This window comes from Proteus sp. PR00208 (assembly GCF_016238545.1).
Classification (GTDB): Bacteria; Pseudomonadota; Gammaproteobacteria; order Enterobacterales; family Enterobacteriaceae; genus Proteus.
The window spans coordinates 298,442-315,578 of sequence record NZ_JAEHQE010000001.1 but is presented as its reverse complement, the minus strand read 5'-3'; the positions used below and the strand labels follow the sequence as shown (position 1 = coordinate 315,578).

Below are 17,137 nucleotides of genomic sequence, written 5' to 3'. Positions count from 1 at the left end.
CTACCCTAAATAACCTATTTTTGCCGCTAACTGATTGTTTTCATCGTAAACATAAATAGTATTATTCGTGATCACTAACCGCCCTTTTGTTCCTCCTGAGTTTATATCTAACCGTCCACGAAATACCGCATCATTTAATTCCACATTCCCTGTTGTGGCATCAATATTAAATCCTTTCTTGCCAGCTGAATAATTAGTGGATGTGATTTTTTTACCTACCGATAATTTATCAATAGTTGCCTTGCTAAATAACGCATCATTGAAAAAAGCTTGTCCATTTTGGATCACAAAAGGCGTCACCACTTTACCGTTTAATGACGATATCACCGCAAAATTTTGGGCATTAACCAGAAATTGACTATTTCCTTGTGCATTGAATCCTAAGCCAATGCCAGTAATGACTTTATTCCCTTTGCTATCTTGTTGGACTTTCATTGTCCATGATGCTGAAATTTTGCCATTTATGTCTGTGACCACTTTCGAAGTTTGTTCGATTTTGGCTAAACTTGTACCCACTTGGCTTTCTAAACGAGTGACTTGCTGAGCGGTAGAGGTCACTTTACCTGAAACCTCAGTCACTTTGGTTTCAAGTTGATTTACCGCATTCGCCGTTGCATTGGCTTTCTGTTCGCTGGACTTAGGTACTTCATTCGCCACAAACCCTTTTGGTGCCACCGATTGTTTGTTATTGGTGTAAGTGCTGGTGATAATTTGATGGTTAACACTTTTATGCTTAGTAAGCTGATATTTTGCCCCTCCTCGCAAATAGATATATTCCACAGAGCCATTCGTTAATTGAGCAGGTCCCATCACAGGAGATTGATTTGTCCATTTCCAATCAAAATTATCAATGATACGGTTTTCAGACTGTGTTCCCCATCCAGAACCACTGACTAGCCATTCCACAATCATGGCAAAGCCTTTGGTGCTGTGAGTTGCATAGCTGGGTTTATTGTCTGAATATTGCCCTAAGGTTCTAAAAACCTTAAAAGCGTAACGACGAGAGGTCACTAAAGGCAAAATAACCGGATAATAGGTATTTTCATTGAGTTTAGATAAATCTAAATCCACCACCACAGACTCCGTTAAATCGGCTTTCACTTTATCTAATTTACTGGATAACGTTTGTACCTGAGAGGTTGTGGATGTCACTTTGCCATCGATATTAGATACTCGCGTATTTAATGCATTAACCACACTGCTATCGGCTTTCCCTTTCAAATTTGAATTGAGCGTTGAAATCTCTTGCGTTTGCGCTTGCTGTTTCGAGGTGAGGGTTTCTAGTGATTTATTAATCGCGGAAACATTCCCATTCATCCGTGTTTCCAATGATTGTCTGGCTTTGGCTTCCGCTTGGTCACCTGTAACACGCGCTTGCTTCTCGGCGGAGATAAGTCCTGCGGTGACTTTCGATAAATCATTGCCGGTATAATCACCACGAAGTTGTGTAGCTAAGAATTGGCGCTGTTGTGCCTCCGCTTTATCTGCCTCAGCTCGTGCTTGTTGTTCTTGGTTAATTACCGCTCCTCGTGCAACTTGCTCCGCTAAAATCGCATCATGGTTTGCTTTCACTTGCGTGTTTAACTCAACAACGGCTGATTGGTCAGCTTTGCTGTTTATCTCGCCCAATAGGTCTTGCGCGAGTTGATCTCGGCTAATTTGCCCCACTAATTCCTCAAGAATTAAATCGGTTTGAGAAGAGCAAGTACCTGAAGCTTCCACAAAAGGTGATTTGCCATAGCTGTTGATTGTTCGAACATAAAAATAATACGTATGTCCTGCTTTTAAATTCTCTTGCGTCCAGAAATTCCCTTGGCCAACTTTGTTTGTTTTGGTGATCACTTCATTTTCAGAAAGATCAGCGAGCTTTTCCTCACTAAACCAAAATTCAAAGGTATAACCAAAGACAGCGCTATCGCCTTGTTTCGGTGCAATGGTCAGATTAAATAAGCCAGAGGTAACATCAATATGCTCAGGAGGCGGTGGTGCTTGAATGGCAAAATCACTGATAGCGGGAGCAGACATCGCACCAGCCACATTTGTTGCTCTGACTTCAACACGATAAGTTCCTCGCGCTAATCCGTTAATATCAACACGCTCAGCCGGCACCTGAATAGATTGAATCACTTTACCATTTTGAAGGATATTAGCCGTATTATAACGCACATCAGACGCCACATTCTGCCAAGAAAGTGTACCTTGTACGATGTCACTGACGGCAAGTGGAACAAAGGTAAGATTAATAGGTGAAGCAACACCACCAGTGGGCAAACTCACAAACGGCGGACGCTCAAAAGGCTTGCCAATCACATCTTCATATAAATAAGCACCATCTTCTTCCAACGTTAAAGCCACACCGTCTAATGCATGAAATGACCATTCGGCAATACGAAATTCCAGCCCACTAATCCCCAAAGCCGGTAATTCTAAAAGCACAACTTCCCCAGGACGATAAGCATAGCCGTCTAAGTTCATGGTCAATTGAACCCGTCTTCCGGCTTTCTTTTTACGGAGATATTGGCGGGCTAATCGTTGGGCTTGGTAAGGGCTGGTGACAAAACGATAGTCGATGTTCTCCCGAATTTCTAAGCCATCCTCTTTCACCCATTCGTCCACAATCACAGGCGTGAAATCCGTTTTTGTGTACAACTGTTCGGCATCAATAAACGTGCCATACACCGCATTGGTGGCATCTTTTAAGCCTGTTTCAGGGGTACAGGTGACGGTGCCAATCAATTGTGATTCAGTGATGGTTTTTATTGCAGGTCCATAATAAGCACCGATTTGAATACCGTGTTTTCCTGCGGTGAATGTCGGTTCAGCGTTAATACATTTGTGCATCGCTTCCAAGACACTGGATGGACTCTCATTTAAATCATAGGCGCCATTAAGGGTATATCGCGACTCAAATCCGCCTTCTGGCAGACTCACTTTTTCATCACATAAATCGGCTGCCTGTTTAAAGCTGTCAAAATCAATATCTGTATCAGGTACTTTTAAATAATGGCGGTAATAATCCAAAATCACTAAGGCACCATTGTTACTCCACACAGTTTGCCCTGTGCGAGGATCAAACAGATGTTTTCCCCAAACTTCACATTTCACATTGGGTAATCCATAAGGGAATTTTTCTTGGTCAAACGTTAGTGTCACACGTAACCACGCCAGACCTCGACCAATCATATCCTCTTTCCATGACGGGCAATTTTTAAGCATAAAGGGATCGACATCTTCCCTGTCGTTATGTAATTCCCATGAGGCTTTATCACCAAACGTCTCAATGAGATCATCTCCTAACCAAATCTTCCCGATTTTCTCTATGGGGTGCCCAGCAAGCGCCAATGCCAGTGTGATTTTTTCATTTTCATCTTGTTCGCCATTTTCTTCCTCTGCAAAGAAAAGCAAACCCGATATTACCGTTTTTCCGACGATCACGGTTTCAGGGGCAGACGATGAACGTAACATCTGTTTGCGTTCACCGGTATCTCGATAATTCATGGAAGGCAGTTTAGGCTTAAAGATAAGCGAACCCGCGACTTGAACCGCGACGCCTGCTGCCATCAGTGCCATCCCCATCGCCGAGGTAACGCCTCCAGTAAATAGCCCCGCAATCATTAAGCCAGCACCCACGACTTTTGAAATTAATCCACCACTCCCACCCATTATTCCACTCTCCACGCTTTGATTGGGTTAATCTGCACTGGCTTCACGCCTTGTGGGGTTACGCCCCAATAATGCCCCGCCCAGACCACCGCTAAACTGTCACCGTCCTCACCTTTAAACAATACGAGGTCGCCACGCTGAACGCGCTCAATCTCAATGGATTTGAAATAGCGTGATACGGCTTTCTCTAAGGAGCCAAATTTAGATTTGATCAGGTTGAAGGCTTCGGCTTTGGTTTTATAATGATTGAGATAAGGCTTTATTGGCGAGAAACCGCATTGTGCGTAAATACATTCAGAGGCAAAAATACAACAATCAAATTCACCCCATGAAAAAGGGCGACTCATCGCCGCCCTTATGGTTTCAGGTAATTTAAGTGTCCAGTTAGGTTGTTTCATGTACTGACCTTAAATAACAAAAAACCCACAAAAGTGGGTTTAACAAGAAAAATAAGATTATTTATAAATAAATGCAGGTGCATCTTTCTTGCTGCCCCAATAAATCGCCCGTTCAGCCATTTGAGCAACATAACGAAAGATACGATCACCTTGTCTTCGAGATGACCACGATTCATCGGTGAATCTATCAGGTAACCCGATTGACCATCGTTCGAATCGATTAGAAACATTAACACATACGGCATTTTCTTCGCCAGACACTATATTAATCGATGTGATTTGTCCGACAAATAAGACTTCAGCCAGAAGCGGTTTTCCCTCTTCACCGATGGCGACCATCATCAACCGGACTTCGCGTCCTCGACTTTGCTCATTCATCACCATTCCCACCAGCGATTTATCAAAACCGGCTAATTTAAGCTGTAATTGTGGAGGACTGGTTGTCTTATTTTCTTTTAGCTGACTGATTTCGCCTAAACTTCCTACACCTAAATAGGTTTCTCCCGCAATAATCAGTTGCCCAACACCGGTATGCGCACAGGTCACGCCTGATTTCAAATCGAGTCTGGCAGCTAAAACGATATAAGCCCCCTCATTAATCGCGTTGACCATTTCATCAGAAAATGGATGATATTGCATTAGTACAACACCTCCTCAAAAGATAACGTGATATGGGTATACCCCAAGCGACGATGCTGAAATTTACCCTGTTCATTATCAACGAGACGAAAAATCCCAAAAGGACGCTCAACTTCGAGCATTTCATTGACGGTAGGTGACGTTCTTAACATCGGTGAAATAGGAATATTTGCACGTCCTTGATTATCACTGACCACATCCGTCACCACCATTTTGAGTTCATTGCCCACAGTTAAGCGATCCCCTTGCTGTAACACGCGCATATTGCGCTTCCAGTCCTTTGTTTCTAGCCGATGACCTAATTGGCTCGGTATTGCAATACGAGGCGAACCATATCCATAACGCCCTTTTCTTATCCAACTGGCTATTTTGACTCGTCCCGACATCCCATCCAATGAAGCCACCAGCGCTTCTAACTGGCGCGATTTCTCTTCATTTAAATTATTGAATGTCAGCTCACAACGCCAACGACTTCCCGGAAAGCGTACCGTTTGACTACTTCCATTAAATGGCGAGGTAAAGGTTTTGCTGTTACTCAATAATTGCCAGTTTTCCTGTGTGGGGATCACTTCTTTTGGCCATTCAAGAATAGACATTTAAACTCCTAATGTTCTGCGTGCTGCGCCATTACTTTGAAAGTCTTGTAACATCATCGCGTGGGCTTTCTGTGCGCCTGCTTCTGTCCCTTGTTGTGCGGCTTCCTTCATTGCCTGTGCAAGTACAGCGTCACCATTTCCTGTCACTGTAATATGATTAACGACCGTCATTTGCACACCACCTGCACGGGCTAACGTCGGTTGCGGTGTAACGGGTATTCGTCCTGCGACCGCCCCCACAAAGCCCCCCGAAGCATAACCTTGCGCCGCATGCATTAAGCGATAGAGATTGCCGACACCCAATTTAGCCGTCGCTTCTTTGGTAAAAACAAACTCACCACCATGTACAATCCCTTTAGGCTCAAATTTCCCGCCATGCCCCGTATAACCACCGTAAGCATGCCCTTTGCTCATCCATCCCATATCAAAGCCCATTGCCTGCCCACCCGCTTCAATGGCTTTGAAAATCAGCATTTTCATCACCATTCGAGTGATATCGGAAATCACCGCATTGGCAAAATCTTTAAAGCTTCCTTTGCCCGTTAAAGCAAAATCGGCTAATGCATCAGACATATTATTAAGGGCATTGGTGGTGACGTTTCTGACGTTCTCCATCACATCCATAGCCGACTCACTGAAATCCGATAAGCCTTGTTTTAATCCCACCATCGGATCACCTTTCATGGCCTCTCGTTTCCTAAGCTCTTCCTCAATCTGCTGTTTAGTGAGTTCGACATTACGTTGCAAGTTCGCCAACTCTTTTTCGCCTAAATCCACACTGGCTTGCTGATACAGCACATCAATCTGACGAAGGGCATTAAGCTTTTCTTGCTCTGCGCGCGATTTTCCTATCAAGGTGGTTTCAAATTGCATCTGCTCAATTTCTTTACCGCGATCATAAGCAAATTGCGCAACCGAGTTGGCACGCGCTAGATCATCAATGGCTTTCGCTTTTTCTTTTATCGTCTCAATCGCTTTGGGATCGATTTTTAAGATGGCATCAAACTTGTCTTTATTCTGTTTGATATCGGCTAATGCGGATGTGTATTCATTAAAGGAAGAGGTAGTGCCATACAGCTGAATACTTTGTCCATCCGCAATCAGTGAGGCTTGTTTTTCCTCTAATTCCGTCAAGATTTTGGTGTACTGTTTAGCGTAATCAATGGTTGATTTATGGCTAGGCTTATACGTCCGTTTGGCTTGCAGTGCCAGTTGTGCCTCAATTTCAGCTTGTAAGGCCTTATCGTAGCCTTGCATATCTGGCGTAATTTTGCGTGAAGCCAATACATCTTCTGCATTTAATTTCGCTAATGCCTTCCCTGTGGCTTGCGCTTTTGCCACTGAACGTTGCGATTTTTCAATCGATTCATCAATCTGTTTAGCAATCGCCGTGGCGGCATTCACTTGGCTATTTGTCGCCTGAAGCGTGATATCAATAAGTGATTCATATTCAATGCCTAAACTCTTTAAACTCGCCTTAAGTGAATTGATAACGGCATCAACATTTTGTAACTCAGTGGCATAGCGTTTATATTCAGGAGCTTGATCGCCCACTTTTTCTTTGAGTGTCGCCAACATATTTTGCATATTGGCTCGCTGACGCTCTAAGTTATTAACTTGCTCTGCATATATCCCCATCGCAGCATCAAGCTCTTTTTGCTTTTCAGCCACTCGTTTAAGGTATAAATCCCCCACACCTTGTTCAGCAAACGCCTTTTCACTCTCAACGCTGTATTTTGATAGACCTTGTAAGGAAATGACTTGTTGTTTAAGCTCCTCGACTTTCTCCAATTGCGCGTTAATGCCCGATGAAACTTTACTTAAATTCGCCACTAGCGTGGCATTGCTCATTTTGTTTAACGCTTCTGTTGATGTATCAAGGGAATTGGCAAATTCAATCGATTCTAACTTGGCTTGTTTGACATTTTCGCTGTATTCATACAATCCCATGCCCAATGCCGCAACACCCGTCAACACTAATCCAATAGGGCCACCCGCTAATCCCATAACACTGTTAAGTGCTCGCCCCGCCACCGTTGATTGACGCCGAGCGGTCGTTAATGCACGTTGAGCAACATTTTCGGCGGTTAATGCCTGTGTATAATTTAGCGAGGCTGTTCTTGCGAGTGATTTTGTGGCGATAAGGTTATCGAGTGCGATTTTTTCCGCGTTAGTGCCTCTAGCAACTTGATATTCCATTTTGGCTCTATTGAGCGCCGATGTGGCGGCTTCTTTATCCGCCCATGACTTCCTCACGGCACTGGTTGCTGCCACACTGTTTGCCTCTGCACTCTGTAATGTGGCTTTGGCTTCATTCAACGTTGTCTGATTTTTCAGATAAGTGGCTTTCGTCCATTGAGAGAGTTTTGCTACCAATGCCGTGACGGCGATCCCTTCGACTACTTTAGCGACTAACGATAGATTATCGGCAAGAGTGCTCATCCCTGTGGTAAAAAGCTGAGTCGCACCTGTACCTTGATTCGCTTCACCAATAAATTTGGTCATCGCCGATTGAAGATTAGTGAAACCTTGGCTAACCGTTGTCACACTGGTGGCGAATTTTTTATCCACACTGTCGGCAGCACGCTCTAAAGCTTGAATGACTTTCTCAATCGTCATTTCACCATCTTGGGCTTTCTTCCTTAATTCGCCCACACTAACACCCATTCCGTCAGCGATGGCTTTCGCTAACGCAGGGGTTTGCTCCATCACTGAATTTAGCTCTTCGCCACGTAACTGACCCGAGGCTAATGCTTGACCAAATTGGGTTAATGCCGCTTGGGCTGCGGTTGCACTCGCCCCCGAAATCGCCACGGCTTTTGAGACGGTTTCCGTGAGTTCAGCCACTTTTTGCTGACTTAAGCCTAAGCGATCGGCATTATCTGCAAAACGTTGATAAACCTGTGCTGTGGCATCCAATGATTGATAGGTTTTTTGGGCAATATCATAGACGGCTTGTGTGGCTTTATTTAACTCAACGGAGCTTTCCGTCACCAGTTTTAAGCGGTTCTGTAATTCCGTCCAACTATCGGCATAATTAATGACTTGATGAATGGATAATGCACTTGCGGTGATACTCGCAAAACGGGCAAAAAGCGCCGAGGATTTTGCGGTTTGCGATACCATTCGCTCTTGTTGTACGGTGATAGCTTGAAGACTGACGCGAATACTTTGCCCAAATTGTTCTGTTTGGCGCTGGCTACGGTTGATCGCATTTGTGAAATTTGCCGTATTCAGCGTCAAATCAATATTTAATCTACCTAATGCTCCCGCCATAAATTCAATCCTTGGTATGAACACTACAAAAGCAAACTTTCACCCTGAATAAATGCAATATTCCTTGTTATTTGCTATTGATTTAATTATTGATAAACTGAAATTTCGAATAATAGAGGGGGTTTTATGAGACTTATTCTGGCGTTATTACTACCTTGGTTACAATTTTTCACGATTGGTCGCCCATTTGCTGGCATCTTCTGCCTTATCCTACAAATCACCTTAATTGGATGGATCCCTGCGGCTATCTGGTCGGTTTATGCCCTTTCTCAATACAATACGGATAAAAAAATTGAGAAAATGTCTCGCGGTAGTTAACGATTAAGCCCCACGGATGTGGGGCTATCGATTAGCTAATACACTCTCAGTGACATTATCCCACACCTCTTCTTCCGTGATTTTCTTCTTCCACATCGGCATAAAATCCATCAATTCAGGCGGAGACATTTTCGGATCACGATTTATCATCGCGAGAAGATGCGCCACTTGTGCCATCCGATAATCCTCTCGCCATAAACCAAAGGGTTGTTTGCGATAAAAAGCCTCATATTCACACAAGTGGCTTTCAGGCATTTGCTCGATTTCCGCGAGCGTTTTTCCCAGTGCCAACGACAATATCAGTTGGAATTGTCGCCGTTCTCCAAGTTTTTTTCGCTATTCCCCGCTTCTGCTGTAAACACCGCATTAGAGAACCCTTGCCCTAAACGATTAAGACCTTTTAAGTCTTCTTCATTTTCAGCATCAAAAAGCAGTTCCCCTTTTTCATCACACAACTTAAAGGCCAGCATTCTGGCAACATCATATTCATCGTAGACACGATTTATCGCCTCATTAAATTGTTCGGGATCGTCTTCGTCTAAATAAATGTCCTGCGCCTCAGCGAGCTTGATTTTAATTTGGCGAAGTTTGCGCTGAATGTAATTCATGGTGCCAACATCCAGCTCTTTGACATAAAAGGTGTTGTCTAAATAGGTAAAAGACGTCACTTTCAGTGCTTGGTTTAACACTAATTCACGCAATAACGCGTTAGACATAATCACTCCTAAGATTTTTTTATCGAGAAGGGAGAAGAGAAATAATGAGGTGGATGAGTTAAGGATTATTTCTTCACATTCAAATAATCACGGCCAGACAATTTAATCGAGATCCCCGAATCCATCATTTGCCCTACACTGCCATCAATATTCATGCCTGTCTCGACAGAGCCGTAATAAAACATGGAGCCTTCATCTCGCGTTAAGACCATTTTCACCGCAAATTTTTCTTTGCTGTTTTCATATTTACGCAAGAGTCGCTGCACATCACTGGAGCTATAACGTAAGAAGAAGGTCAATTTAATTGAGCCGTATTCCGTATCACCGGATTCATATTCTTTGCCATCACTGCAAATAGTGGTGACATCAATTTGTTCGGTTGTCGAGCCGTCTTTGCTGAAACTTTTTACCGCACAGAAATTATTAGACCATTGAATGCGTTGTGCTTTGGCGTTTGCAAAATCTGTGGGTAACGTTTTATCACTCCAATCCACTTCGTCGCACAAGGTCACTTTATTGCCATCAACCTGTGCAATGGGGAAACGCCCATCTAACTCCCCGAGTCCCGATAACATAATCATGTCATCCGCTTTCAGTTTATTATTGGCGATGGTAATGGTTGCGGGTGATAACGTCGCTTCCGTCACCGTCATCGCCTCCCCTAAGCCTGTTTGCACAAAGATCTTCGTGCCGAGGAAAGGCGTCGCTTTATGGTTTTTTGACTTTGCCATATCCATTCCTTATTTATCTGATGAAATCATTAATTCAAGAACAAGCCGATGCAATTTGACATCCGCTTCATACCCAAAGACCGCATTCACCCGTTGTGCAAATGGGATTGTCGCAACAATCTGAGTTTCAATCTTTTTACGCAAGACTATAAGGGGTTGTGGCTGGGGCGCATACACATCAAGTTGCACACGATAGTTGTCTAAATCCGTATCCTCCAGCGCACTGTTAGGCGTGATGCTGGCAAACTGGATCACAATGGCGGGATAATGCCCTTTGCCTTCGGGTAATACCTGAAAAAAAACCCTTCCATCGACAAGCGGTGAAAGGGTCTCTTTTAATTGCTGTATCATGATCTCTACCTTACTTTTTCAATATCCTCTTTGAGTGTTTGAACAATCACTTTAGCCGTTGCTTCCTTTTTCGCTTCAAAGCTGGGACGCATAAACGGTTGTGCGGGCATCTTGGCGGTACCAAACTCGACAAACCACCAATAAAATGGATCATTCGGGTTCAATGTTGCACTTTTCCCCGTTGCCTGTTTAAAGGCAGACACCTTTTTACCCGATAATGATTTCACCCAAATGCGCGTTTTGACTTGCCCATTGCGTTGTACTTTCGTTTTAGAACGAATATTGCGCTTGATAGTGCCTTTGCGTCGATGAGGCACCGTTTCCTTAAGAATAGGCACTCGATGTTTGATTTCCTGCTTTAACGCCGAAGCGCCTGCATTCATCGCCTTACGCGCACTTTGATTTCTGGTTTTACGGGCAATGTTTTGCATTCGTTGAGCGAGTTCAGACAATCCACTGATTTTAATCTCACCCATCATTCACGCCCTCTTTACACATTAATTGAAGCTCACGATGACGCTCATAAGGGTCAATAATCGAAATAATATTAAATATTCGCTTACCCCATACAATACGCATCGAAGTATCAATATCAGCGATATAACGAATAAGAATTCGCGTTGTGGCCTCACTTTGTACTTGCTGAGCTTGAAAATATTCTCGCCCTTGATAAGGCATGATCGCTGCACGTACTTTTGTCGCATGATCCGTCCAAATCACATCACTGCCACTGATGGCATCGGGCGCTAATACTGATTTTTGAATATGAATAGTGTGGCGTAATCGTCCCGGATCCATTAACTACCTCGCCAATTTCGACAAAGCAGTAACAATCGTTCTGCTGCTTTATTTTCATATAACGGAATTTCACTTTGGCTGGTTCGATGTTCAAACATATCCCCCAGCACTAAGAGCATTGCCGATTTCACTTCATAAGGGATATCATCAGGTGATTTCCATGCCGGTTCATCACACCATCTCAAACAATAATTTAATGCGCTTTGTGCATAAAATATAATCTGCTCATCACGATCATCACCGCTGTATTCGAGATGCTGTTTTAATAAAGAAAGAGGAATGACATCTAAGATATTCATGATGTAATACGGGATAGTTACCTACCCCGACCTATTACTTAAGCACTTCTTCCAGACGTTGGGAAAGTCCCTTTGATTAAGGCTTGAGGGCGATAATGGGCTAAGGCTAAACGTTCTTCACACAAAATGGTCAGCATATTCTTCACGAAATTATCACGATCTTCTCGACTCACTTCGATAACTGCATTCATTCGATCCCATACTTGAGACGCCAAATCAAATGCACCAACAGTAAACTCACCTTGTTTTTGTGCTTTTGTTGGAACAACAGGTAATCCCCACATTACATTTGAAGTAAACGCTTGTGGACCACCAAAAATATAACGCCCTTCTTTATCTTTCATTAACGCAATGGCATGCCAATCACGAGGATTTAAAATAATACCAGAGGCGCTAAATTCAGATTCTGTTACCTGATAAATGGCATGAGCAATCAGGTCAGCATGTGTGTCACCCGTAGCACTCAACGTGGTATCATAGGCAGTGGCAACATGATTAATCCCCGTCAAATTATCCGCAGTACCGTCACCATTGAGTAATTGCTCCTCTTCCACTAATGCTAAGCCATACAATAAGCGGTTATTAACGTAAGACTGTAACTGCGCAGCATCATCCATCACTTGGCGAGACGCTTGGATCCAATGAGCAATAGTGATCACATTTGCCGTTTGTTTTTCAAAAGTCAGATTAGATTCTGGTTTTTGAGCCTTTTCTTTCACGGGTGCCGCGCTATTGGTAAACAATTTTTCGCGTACATATTCCAGTGAGTTACTGGAAATACGACCTTGTGCTAATAAATCGCGGATAACTAAACGACGCATCCCCGGCATAATAATACCCGGTACTTGCATCGGCTGAATGAGAACACCGGCTGAACTCGCATCACTGCCTAATGATTTATTAAAGGTTTTCACTTCATAAGAAGCCTGACTCCCATTCCATGATTTTGTCAGCGCTTCTGCTGCTCGCTCAGAAAAATCTTTTTTCGCATTAGGATCATCAGCACTCGTTGCCCCTTTCTGCTCTAAATCAAACAGACGTTCACCGGCTTTTTTTAATTCCTCTTGGACTAAGGCTAAATCTGTTTGTAATTGCTTTAAAACTGCGCCAGTAGCTTCAATTTCTTTCTTCTGTGCATCGAAGAGCTCTTGCACCTTTTTTTGTGATCCTTCGATGGCTTCTTGGATAATAGCTAAGTCAGACATATTCTATCCTTTCAGATTAAATGCATTAATTTGGTTAACAATGGATGCGACTAGGAATTGTTGAGTGTCATCGGACTCACTCCGAATAGCGGATTTGAAGCGGGAAATAAAACCGACTGCTTCTGATTTTGATAAACCGGCTGACTCTCTCAGCCAATCCTCAATATCTCTGATCGTTAATAACCCATCGATACTCTTGAGTGATGAAACCTGTGCTTGGTCATTAGCGGGAAATGTACAAATACTAATTTCACGTAACAGGGAGATGTTTTTAAAAATACGGCCTGAAGGTGTTCGCTCAAAGTCATTACGCAGACAACCGAATCCGATAGAAAGCCCATCAACCGTGCCATGTTTCATTGCCGCTTTTAGATCTTGAGCCGCACTATGACCGGGTGTCAGTTGTCCTCTCACACGTAATCCTTTTTGATCTTCCTCCATGTACTCCCATTTCCCCACAGGAAGCTCCCAGACTCGATGGTTATAAAACATAGCGACTTTTTGTTTTTGCTTATCTAAAACATGCTTAAATGCACCGGGTAAAATAATGTCACCATCGGAATCTTGATGACTAAATACGGAGGCATAACCTTCGAAAACGCCTTGTGTGCCATCACCCGTAAATTTGATTTCCGCTTCATCAAAATTCAGTGTTTTTCTAATATCAGGCATTGAACCCCCATAAATAATTAAGCCCCACTTTCGTGAGGCTCTTTATTGAGTTGGTTAATCGGTAAATATTGTGCTTGCCGGTAAGCGACATCTCCACCTTCAAGAGGAGGATAATTATCGAGCCGTCGCATTTCATTAATGGTTCTTAGCCCCGATTCTCCCATCGCTTTCATAAACGCGGCGCGTGAAGTGGAATCGCCACGCAATAACCCATCAAGGTTATGTTCAGCATGGTATTTCCCCACTTCGGGTGGTTTTAGAAGCCAACGCGCAATGCAATTTTCCCATCGGGAGATATAGGGTTGTAAGGTATATTGAAGAAAACCTAAGTTTTGTTGCTCAATACCTGTTCCCCAACTTGTTGATTTTTCAACATCACCGACTAAGTGCGGTGGAACACCAAAGAAACGGGCTAATTCACTGACTTGAAATTTGCGGGAAGACATTGTTTCTGCATCTTGAGGACTAACACCAATATCTTGAGCTTGAAATCCCCCTTCTAAGATCCACAATCGTTTTTTAACGGGGCCACCCGCAATTTCTTTGAAATTCTCTTCAAGTTGGCTACGTTGCTCTTTATTCAGTACCTTATCGCCTGTTGTTAGAATTTTAGGTGACTTAGCCCCATTGGCATAAAACTCACGTTGTTGATCTTCCATCGCAACGGCCGTGCTTGCTGTCTTACACGCATAAGCAATAGGCGACAATCCAACTAACCCATTAAAACCAAACCCTTTTAAATGAAAAATTTCGTGTTGTTTAAATTTGGCAAATTCATGATCACGCTGATATTTATAGATAATATTCTTCCCCTCCATGCGTACATCCATATTGGCAGACAACAGAGGAAGCAAGCTGATCACATCACCGACTTTATTTCGCTCAATCAACGCGAAAGCATTACCATAAAAGCAAAGCTGCATAGTCATTGCCTCTCGGAATTCTTGAGCCGTCATATATTGATTGGGCGAATATCGCAGTAATCGAGCCAATGGGTTACTTAAATCAACTTTGGTTCTATTTCCCCGTTTATCCGTTTCGAACACATCCAGTGGCAAACAAGCCGTTAACGTCGAAATTAAGCTAACACAACGCCAAACCGTTGATATTTGGAGTATTCGCTCATCATTTACAGAAGAATCACCAAGCGAGCCTTGCGCTGAGATAACGCCTGATTGTGAACCTTGTTCAGGTGTCACGAGTCTTCCCCCAACAAAGAAGGAAGCCAGACGCGCAAACCAACCATGATTAGTGCGCAAATCGATTGAATATTGTTTATCTGTCATCACATACTCAATGGGTTAGAGAAAAAATCTTCAAGGTTGCCATCATCAACCTCACCTTCCGCAGCACCAATCGCCATTGCTGATGCCACCACACCATCAATTCGACCGGTGCTTTTTTTCTTAGCAAAGACACGGTTATCTTTTTGGTCAGCCTCAAGCACAGCGGATGCGGCATTCCATCTCAAACAAGGATTAGCGTGGATCTCAATCTTCTTGTCATCAATGAGTTGTTCAAACAGTTCGATAGAGTGCGGCATCCATAGCCCTGAGTCTTTGGCTTTGTAAAACCCTTGGCCATGTTGGATTAAGGGAACCGTCACCCCCACCTCATCAAGTTTGGGTACAAGGTATTTAATGCGATAAGGGTCAAAGGCAATGGCTCTCATGTTGACGCGCATTGCCATCTCGGCGATACGTTCTGCCACAAATTCATATCTCACCGCATTCCCTGGCGTGGTATGCATAAAACCTTGCCTTACCCATAAGTCGTAAGGCACTCGGTCGGTTTTCGCTCTATCCAATAAGGTGTCTTTGGGTGTCCAAAATTCGACATAAAGACGTTTGAGAGTAGGAAAATACAAGGCTAATGCGGTTAAATCTTTGGTTCCCGATAAGTCCAGTCCGCCATAACACTCTTCACCTTGAAGATCATCGAAGGTGAACGTGTTTTCACACTGCATCCATGTTTCACTGTTAATCCATGGATTATCGGCATCCACCCACTGACAAAAATTAAGCCGTCTGACAATACTTTCTTTTGCGGGCATACCTCGGGCTTGTGTCACTTGTTCGCGTAAATAGCGATCAGAAAAGGTGTAGCCCAATGACGGATTGGCTTTCCCCCAGCAAGACTCATCCTTAAAGGGATCATCGCCCTCATCCAGTGAGCAAATATAGGAAAAGAAACTGTCGTCTTCGATAGTGCCTTCGGCGACTTTTCGTCCGTATTCATGATAGTCATAACACACGCTGGTTTTATCATGGCCACTATTGGTGATCATAAATATCAAGGCTTGTCGCCGACCTTTTGTGCCTGCTCGCATCATCTCAACGGCGGTATTATTTTTATGCTCATGAATTTCATCAATCAACGCACAATGGGGACGAGGCCCTGATTGCCCATCATCTGAGCTAATCGGGCGAAAGAATGAACTCGTTTTCAAATAAGCCAAGTTCCACTCTTTGCCTGTTCCGCCTGATTTGGTGATCCGCTGACTTAATGCGGGAGATTGATCAACCATTGCCACCGCATCACGAAACAAAACCATGGCTTGGTCTTTTTTCGTGGCTGCCGCATACACTTCGGCACGCGGTTCACTGTCGGCGACTAAACAATACAACCCAACGCCACCTGCCATCGGGGATTTTCCTGAACCTTTGCCCGATTCAACGTACACCATGCGAAATCGGCGTGTGCCGTCTGTCATTTTCCAGCCAAAAATGGAGCCAATCACAAAGCATTGCCAAGGCAATAAAATAAACGGTTTTCCTTCATGCTCCCCGCCATTGAGCTTTAAGACTTTCGCAAAAAAGTCGATCACCCTTTTGACAGCCTCAACATCCCAGACTAATCCTCGTTGCTCGGCTTCATTTAAATCTTTGAGATGGCGCGCACATGCATGACGAATATCAGGCCCCGCTAAGATTTTGCCTTGATGCACGTCTTGCGCGTATTGCGTTGCGGGATCAACCGAAATATTGGTTGAGCGGATCTTCCTCTTCTTCTCCACCATCCATCTTCACCTTCGAACGAGCGGCGGGGGTTAAACCAAACTCGACTAAATAACTTTTAAAACGGCGATCTGCATCAGCCAACATGGCTACGGCAGGATTCGCTTTAATTAAAAAATCCCCTAATTGCGTTTTTGTGGTGTATGTCCGACCTTCAATAGCAATGGTGTCTCGCAATTGAAGAATATCAGCGTAGATATCACACAGTCGTTCTAATGCCAGCGTGTCAGCCACGGTTAAAACGCCCATTCCATCGAATAGTAAGGTTAATTTTGCCCACGCCATTTTCCCCCAATCCGTTAAATGTTCGGGTGGGCTTGGAATTTCACGTTTAGGTTGGGGTTCTTTATCGTTGAGTTTTCGTTTTCCCGGATTACCGGTGACCACCTTCAAGTGGGTCGGTTTCGGGCGTCTTCCTGCCATCGGAACCTCCCAGAAAAAAACTTTTCATTTCGCGG

At 43.7% G+C, this 17,137-nt stretch carries 18 protein-coding genes; 1 reads left to right on the top strand and 17 read right to left on the bottom strand.

The window, feature by feature from the left end:
* Genes JEP36_RS01445 through JEP36_RS01425 form a run of 5 tightly spaced genes read right to left on the bottom strand, consistent with a single transcriptional unit; the run spans nt 1 to nt 8,572 of the window.
* Nucleotides 1-3,663 (bottom strand): phage tail tip protein J-related protein, encoded by a 3,663-nt coding sequence (locus JEP36_RS01445; RefSeq protein WP_198629794.1) that lies wholly within the window; start codon nt 3,661-3,663, stop codon nt 1-3.
* Nucleotides 3,663-4,061 carry a DUF6950 family protein gene (locus JEP36_RS01440; protein WP_196731351.1) on the bottom strand — a complete coding sequence of 133 codons (399 nt, stop codon included), beginning with the start codon at nt 4,059-4,061 and terminating at the stop codon, nt 3,663-3,665. Before JEP36_RS01440 ends, JEP36_RS01445 begins: the two co-directional genes overlap by 1 nt.
* Nucleotides 4,062-4,118: 57 nt before the next feature.
* Nucleotides 4,119-4,700 carry a hypothetical protein gene (locus tag JEP36_RS01435; protein ID WP_198629793.1) on the bottom strand — a complete coding sequence of 194 codons (582 nt, stop codon included), beginning with the start codon at nt 4,698-4,700 and terminating at the stop codon, nt 4,119-4,121.
* Entirely contained in the window at nt 4,700-5,296 is a 597-nt protein-coding gene (locus JEP36_RS01430) for a hypothetical protein (RefSeq protein ID WP_198629792.1), read from the bottom strand. The genes JEP36_RS01435 and JEP36_RS01430 overlap by 1 nt, the downstream gene beginning before the upstream one ends.
* Complete coding sequence (locus JEP36_RS01425) at nt 5,297-8,572, bottom strand: phage tail tape measure protein (protein WP_198629791.1); 3,276 nt, start codon at nt 8,570-8,572, stop codon at nt 5,297-5,299.
* Between the two features lie 126 nt (nt 8,573-8,698).
* On the opposite strand from JEP36_RS01425, the gene JEP36_RS01420 reads away from it, so the two are divergent.
* Nucleotides 8,699-8,890, top strand: coding sequence for a YqaE/Pmp3 family membrane protein (locus tag JEP36_RS01420; RefSeq protein WP_198629790.1), 192 nt, complete (start codon nt 8,699-8,701; stop codon nt 8,888-8,890).
* Between the two features lie 24 nt (nt 8,891-8,914).
* Here JEP36_RS01420 and JEP36_RS01415 read toward each other — a convergent pair whose 3' ends face one another.
* The 12 genes from JEP36_RS01415 to JEP36_RS01360 form a co-directional block, all read right to left on the bottom strand.
* Nucleotides 8,915-9,145, bottom strand: coding sequence for a phage tail assembly protein T (locus JEP36_RS01415; RefSeq protein ID WP_231133514.1), 231 nt, complete (start codon nt 9,143-9,145; stop codon nt 8,915-8,917).
* 44 nt (nt 9,146-9,189) lie between these two features.
* The gene (locus JEP36_RS01410) at nt 9,190-9,606 is read right to left on the bottom strand and encodes a hypothetical protein (protein ID WP_198629789.1); all 417 of its coding nucleotides are present in this window, start codon (nt 9,604-9,606) and stop codon (nt 9,190-9,192) included.
* Between the two features lie 65 nt (nt 9,607-9,671).
* The gene (locus JEP36_RS01405) at nt 9,672-10,337 is read right to left on the bottom strand and encodes a hypothetical protein (RefSeq protein WP_099074612.1); all 666 of its coding nucleotides are present in this window, start codon (nt 10,335-10,337) and stop codon (nt 9,672-9,674) included.
* Between the two features lie 9 nt (nt 10,338-10,346).
* A complete protein-coding gene (gp17, locus tag JEP36_RS01400) occupies nt 10,347-10,688 on the bottom strand; it encodes a tail completion protein gp17 (protein ID WP_088495936.1) in 342 nt (113 codons plus the stop codon).
* Nucleotides 10,689-10,693: 5 nt separating this feature from the next.
* Nucleotides 10,694-11,167, bottom strand: coding sequence for an HK97-gp10 family putative phage morphogenesis protein (locus JEP36_RS01395; RefSeq protein WP_198629788.1), 474 nt, complete (start codon nt 11,165-11,167; stop codon nt 10,694-10,696).
* The gene (locus JEP36_RS01390) at nt 11,157-11,486 is read right to left on the bottom strand and encodes a phage head closure protein (RefSeq protein ID WP_075672647.1); all 330 of its coding nucleotides are present in this window, start codon (nt 11,484-11,486) and stop codon (nt 11,157-11,159) included. Before JEP36_RS01390 ends, JEP36_RS01395 begins: the two co-directional genes overlap by 11 nt.
* Nucleotides 11,486-11,785, bottom strand: a complete 300-nt coding sequence (locus JEP36_RS01385) for a head-tail connector protein (RefSeq protein WP_162282504.1) — start codon at nt 11,783-11,785, stop codon at nt 11,486-11,488. The genes JEP36_RS01390 and JEP36_RS01385 overlap by 1 nt, the downstream gene beginning before the upstream one ends.
* A 38-nt stretch (nt 11,786-11,823) precedes the next feature.
* Nucleotides 11,824-12,990 carry a phage major capsid protein gene (locus tag JEP36_RS01380; RefSeq protein ID WP_198629787.1) on the bottom strand — a complete coding sequence of 389 codons (1,167 nt, stop codon included), beginning with the start codon at nt 12,988-12,990 and terminating at the stop codon, nt 11,824-11,826.
* A gap of 3 nt (nt 12,991-12,993) precedes the next feature.
* On the bottom strand, nt 12,994-13,662 hold the full coding sequence (locus JEP36_RS01375) for an HK97 family phage prohead protease (protein ID WP_036976745.1): 669 nt from the start codon (nt 13,660-13,662) through the stop codon (nt 12,994-12,996).
* Between the two features lie 17 nt (nt 13,663-13,679).
* Nucleotides 13,680-14,948 carry a phage portal protein gene (locus JEP36_RS01370; RefSeq protein ID WP_198629786.1) on the bottom strand — a complete coding sequence of 423 codons (1,269 nt, stop codon included), beginning with the start codon at nt 14,946-14,948 and terminating at the stop codon, nt 13,680-13,682.
* A complete protein-coding gene (locus JEP36_RS01365; protein ID WP_198629785.1) occupies nt 14,948-16,681 on the bottom strand; it encodes a terminase large subunit in 1,734 nt (577 codons plus the stop codon). The genes JEP36_RS01370 and JEP36_RS01365 overlap by 1 nt, the downstream gene beginning before the upstream one ends.
* The gene (locus tag JEP36_RS01360; RefSeq protein WP_198629784.1) at nt 16,635-17,102 is read right to left on the bottom strand and encodes a phage terminase small subunit P27 family; all 468 of its coding nucleotides are present in this window, start codon (nt 17,100-17,102) and stop codon (nt 16,635-16,637) included. Before JEP36_RS01360 ends, JEP36_RS01365 begins: the two co-directional genes overlap by 47 nt.
* Nucleotides 17,103-17,137: the final 35 nt, after the last annotated feature.

Bases quoted from the DNA above. Each gene is read 5' to 3' on its own strand.
- JEP36_RS01425 (WP_198629791.1), bottom strand. From the start codon at position 8,572: ATGGCGGGAGCATTAGGTAGATTAAATATTGATTTGACGCTGAATACG.
- JEP36_RS01405 (WP_099074612.1), bottom strand. From the start codon at position 10,337: ATGGCAAAGTCAAAAAACCATAAAGCGACGCCTTTCCTCGGCACGAAG.
- JEP36_RS01390 (WP_075672647.1), bottom strand. From the start codon at position 11,486: ATGGATCCGGGACGATTACGCCACACTATTCATATTCAAAAATCAGTA.
- JEP36_RS01430 (WP_198629792.1), bottom strand. From the start codon at position 5,296: ATGTCTATTCTTGAATGGCCAAAAGAAGTGATCCCCACACAGGAAAAC.
- JEP36_RS01415 (WP_231133514.1), bottom strand. From the start codon at position 9,145: ATGCCTGAAAGCCACTTGTGTGAATATGAGGCTTTTTATCGCAAACAA.
- JEP36_RS01420 (WP_198629790.1), top strand. From the start codon at position 8,699: ATGAGACTTATTCTGGCGTTATTACTACCTTGGTTACAATTTTTCACG.
- gp17 (WP_088495936.1), bottom strand. From the start codon at position 10,688: ATGATACAGCAATTAAAAGAGACCCTTTCACCGCTTGTCGATGGAAGG.
- JEP36_RS01440 (WP_196731351.1), bottom strand. From the start codon at position 4,061: ATGAAACAACCTAACTGGACACTTAAATTACCTGAAACCATAAGGGCG.
- JEP36_RS01410 (WP_198629789.1), bottom strand. From the start codon at position 9,606: ATGTCTAACGCGTTATTGCGTGAATTAGTGTTAAACCAAGCACTGAAA.
- JEP36_RS01375 (WP_036976745.1), bottom strand. From the start codon at position 13,662: ATGCCTGATATTAGAAAAACACTGAATTTTGATGAAGCGGAAATCAAA.
- JEP36_RS01435 (WP_198629793.1), bottom strand. From the start codon at position 4,700: ATGCAATATCATCCATTTTCTGATGAAATGGTCAACGCGATTAATGAG.
- JEP36_RS01445 (WP_198629794.1), bottom strand. From the start codon at position 3,663: ATGGGTGGGAGTGGTGGATTAATTTCAAAAGTCGTGGGTGCTGGCTTA.
- JEP36_RS01360 (WP_198629784.1), bottom strand. From the start codon at position 17,102: ATGGCAGGAAGACGCCCGAAACCGACCCACTTGAAGGTGGTCACCGGT.
- JEP36_RS01385 (WP_162282504.1), bottom strand. From the start codon at position 11,785: ATGAATATCTTAGATGTCATTCCTCTTTCTTTATTAAAACAGCATCTC.
- JEP36_RS01380 (WP_198629787.1), bottom strand. From the start codon at position 12,990: ATGTCTGACTTAGCTATTATCCAAGAAGCCATCGAAGGATCACAAAAA.
- JEP36_RS01365 (WP_198629785.1), bottom strand. From the start codon at position 16,681: ATGGTGGAGAAGAAGAGGAAGATCCGCTCAACCAATATTTCGGTTGAT.
- JEP36_RS01395 (WP_198629788.1), bottom strand. From the start codon at position 11,167: ATGATGGGTGAGATTAAAATCAGTGGATTGTCTGAACTCGCTCAACGA.
- JEP36_RS01370 (WP_198629786.1), bottom strand. From the start codon at position 14,948: ATGACAGATAAACAATATTCAATCGATTTGCGCACTAATCATGGTTGG.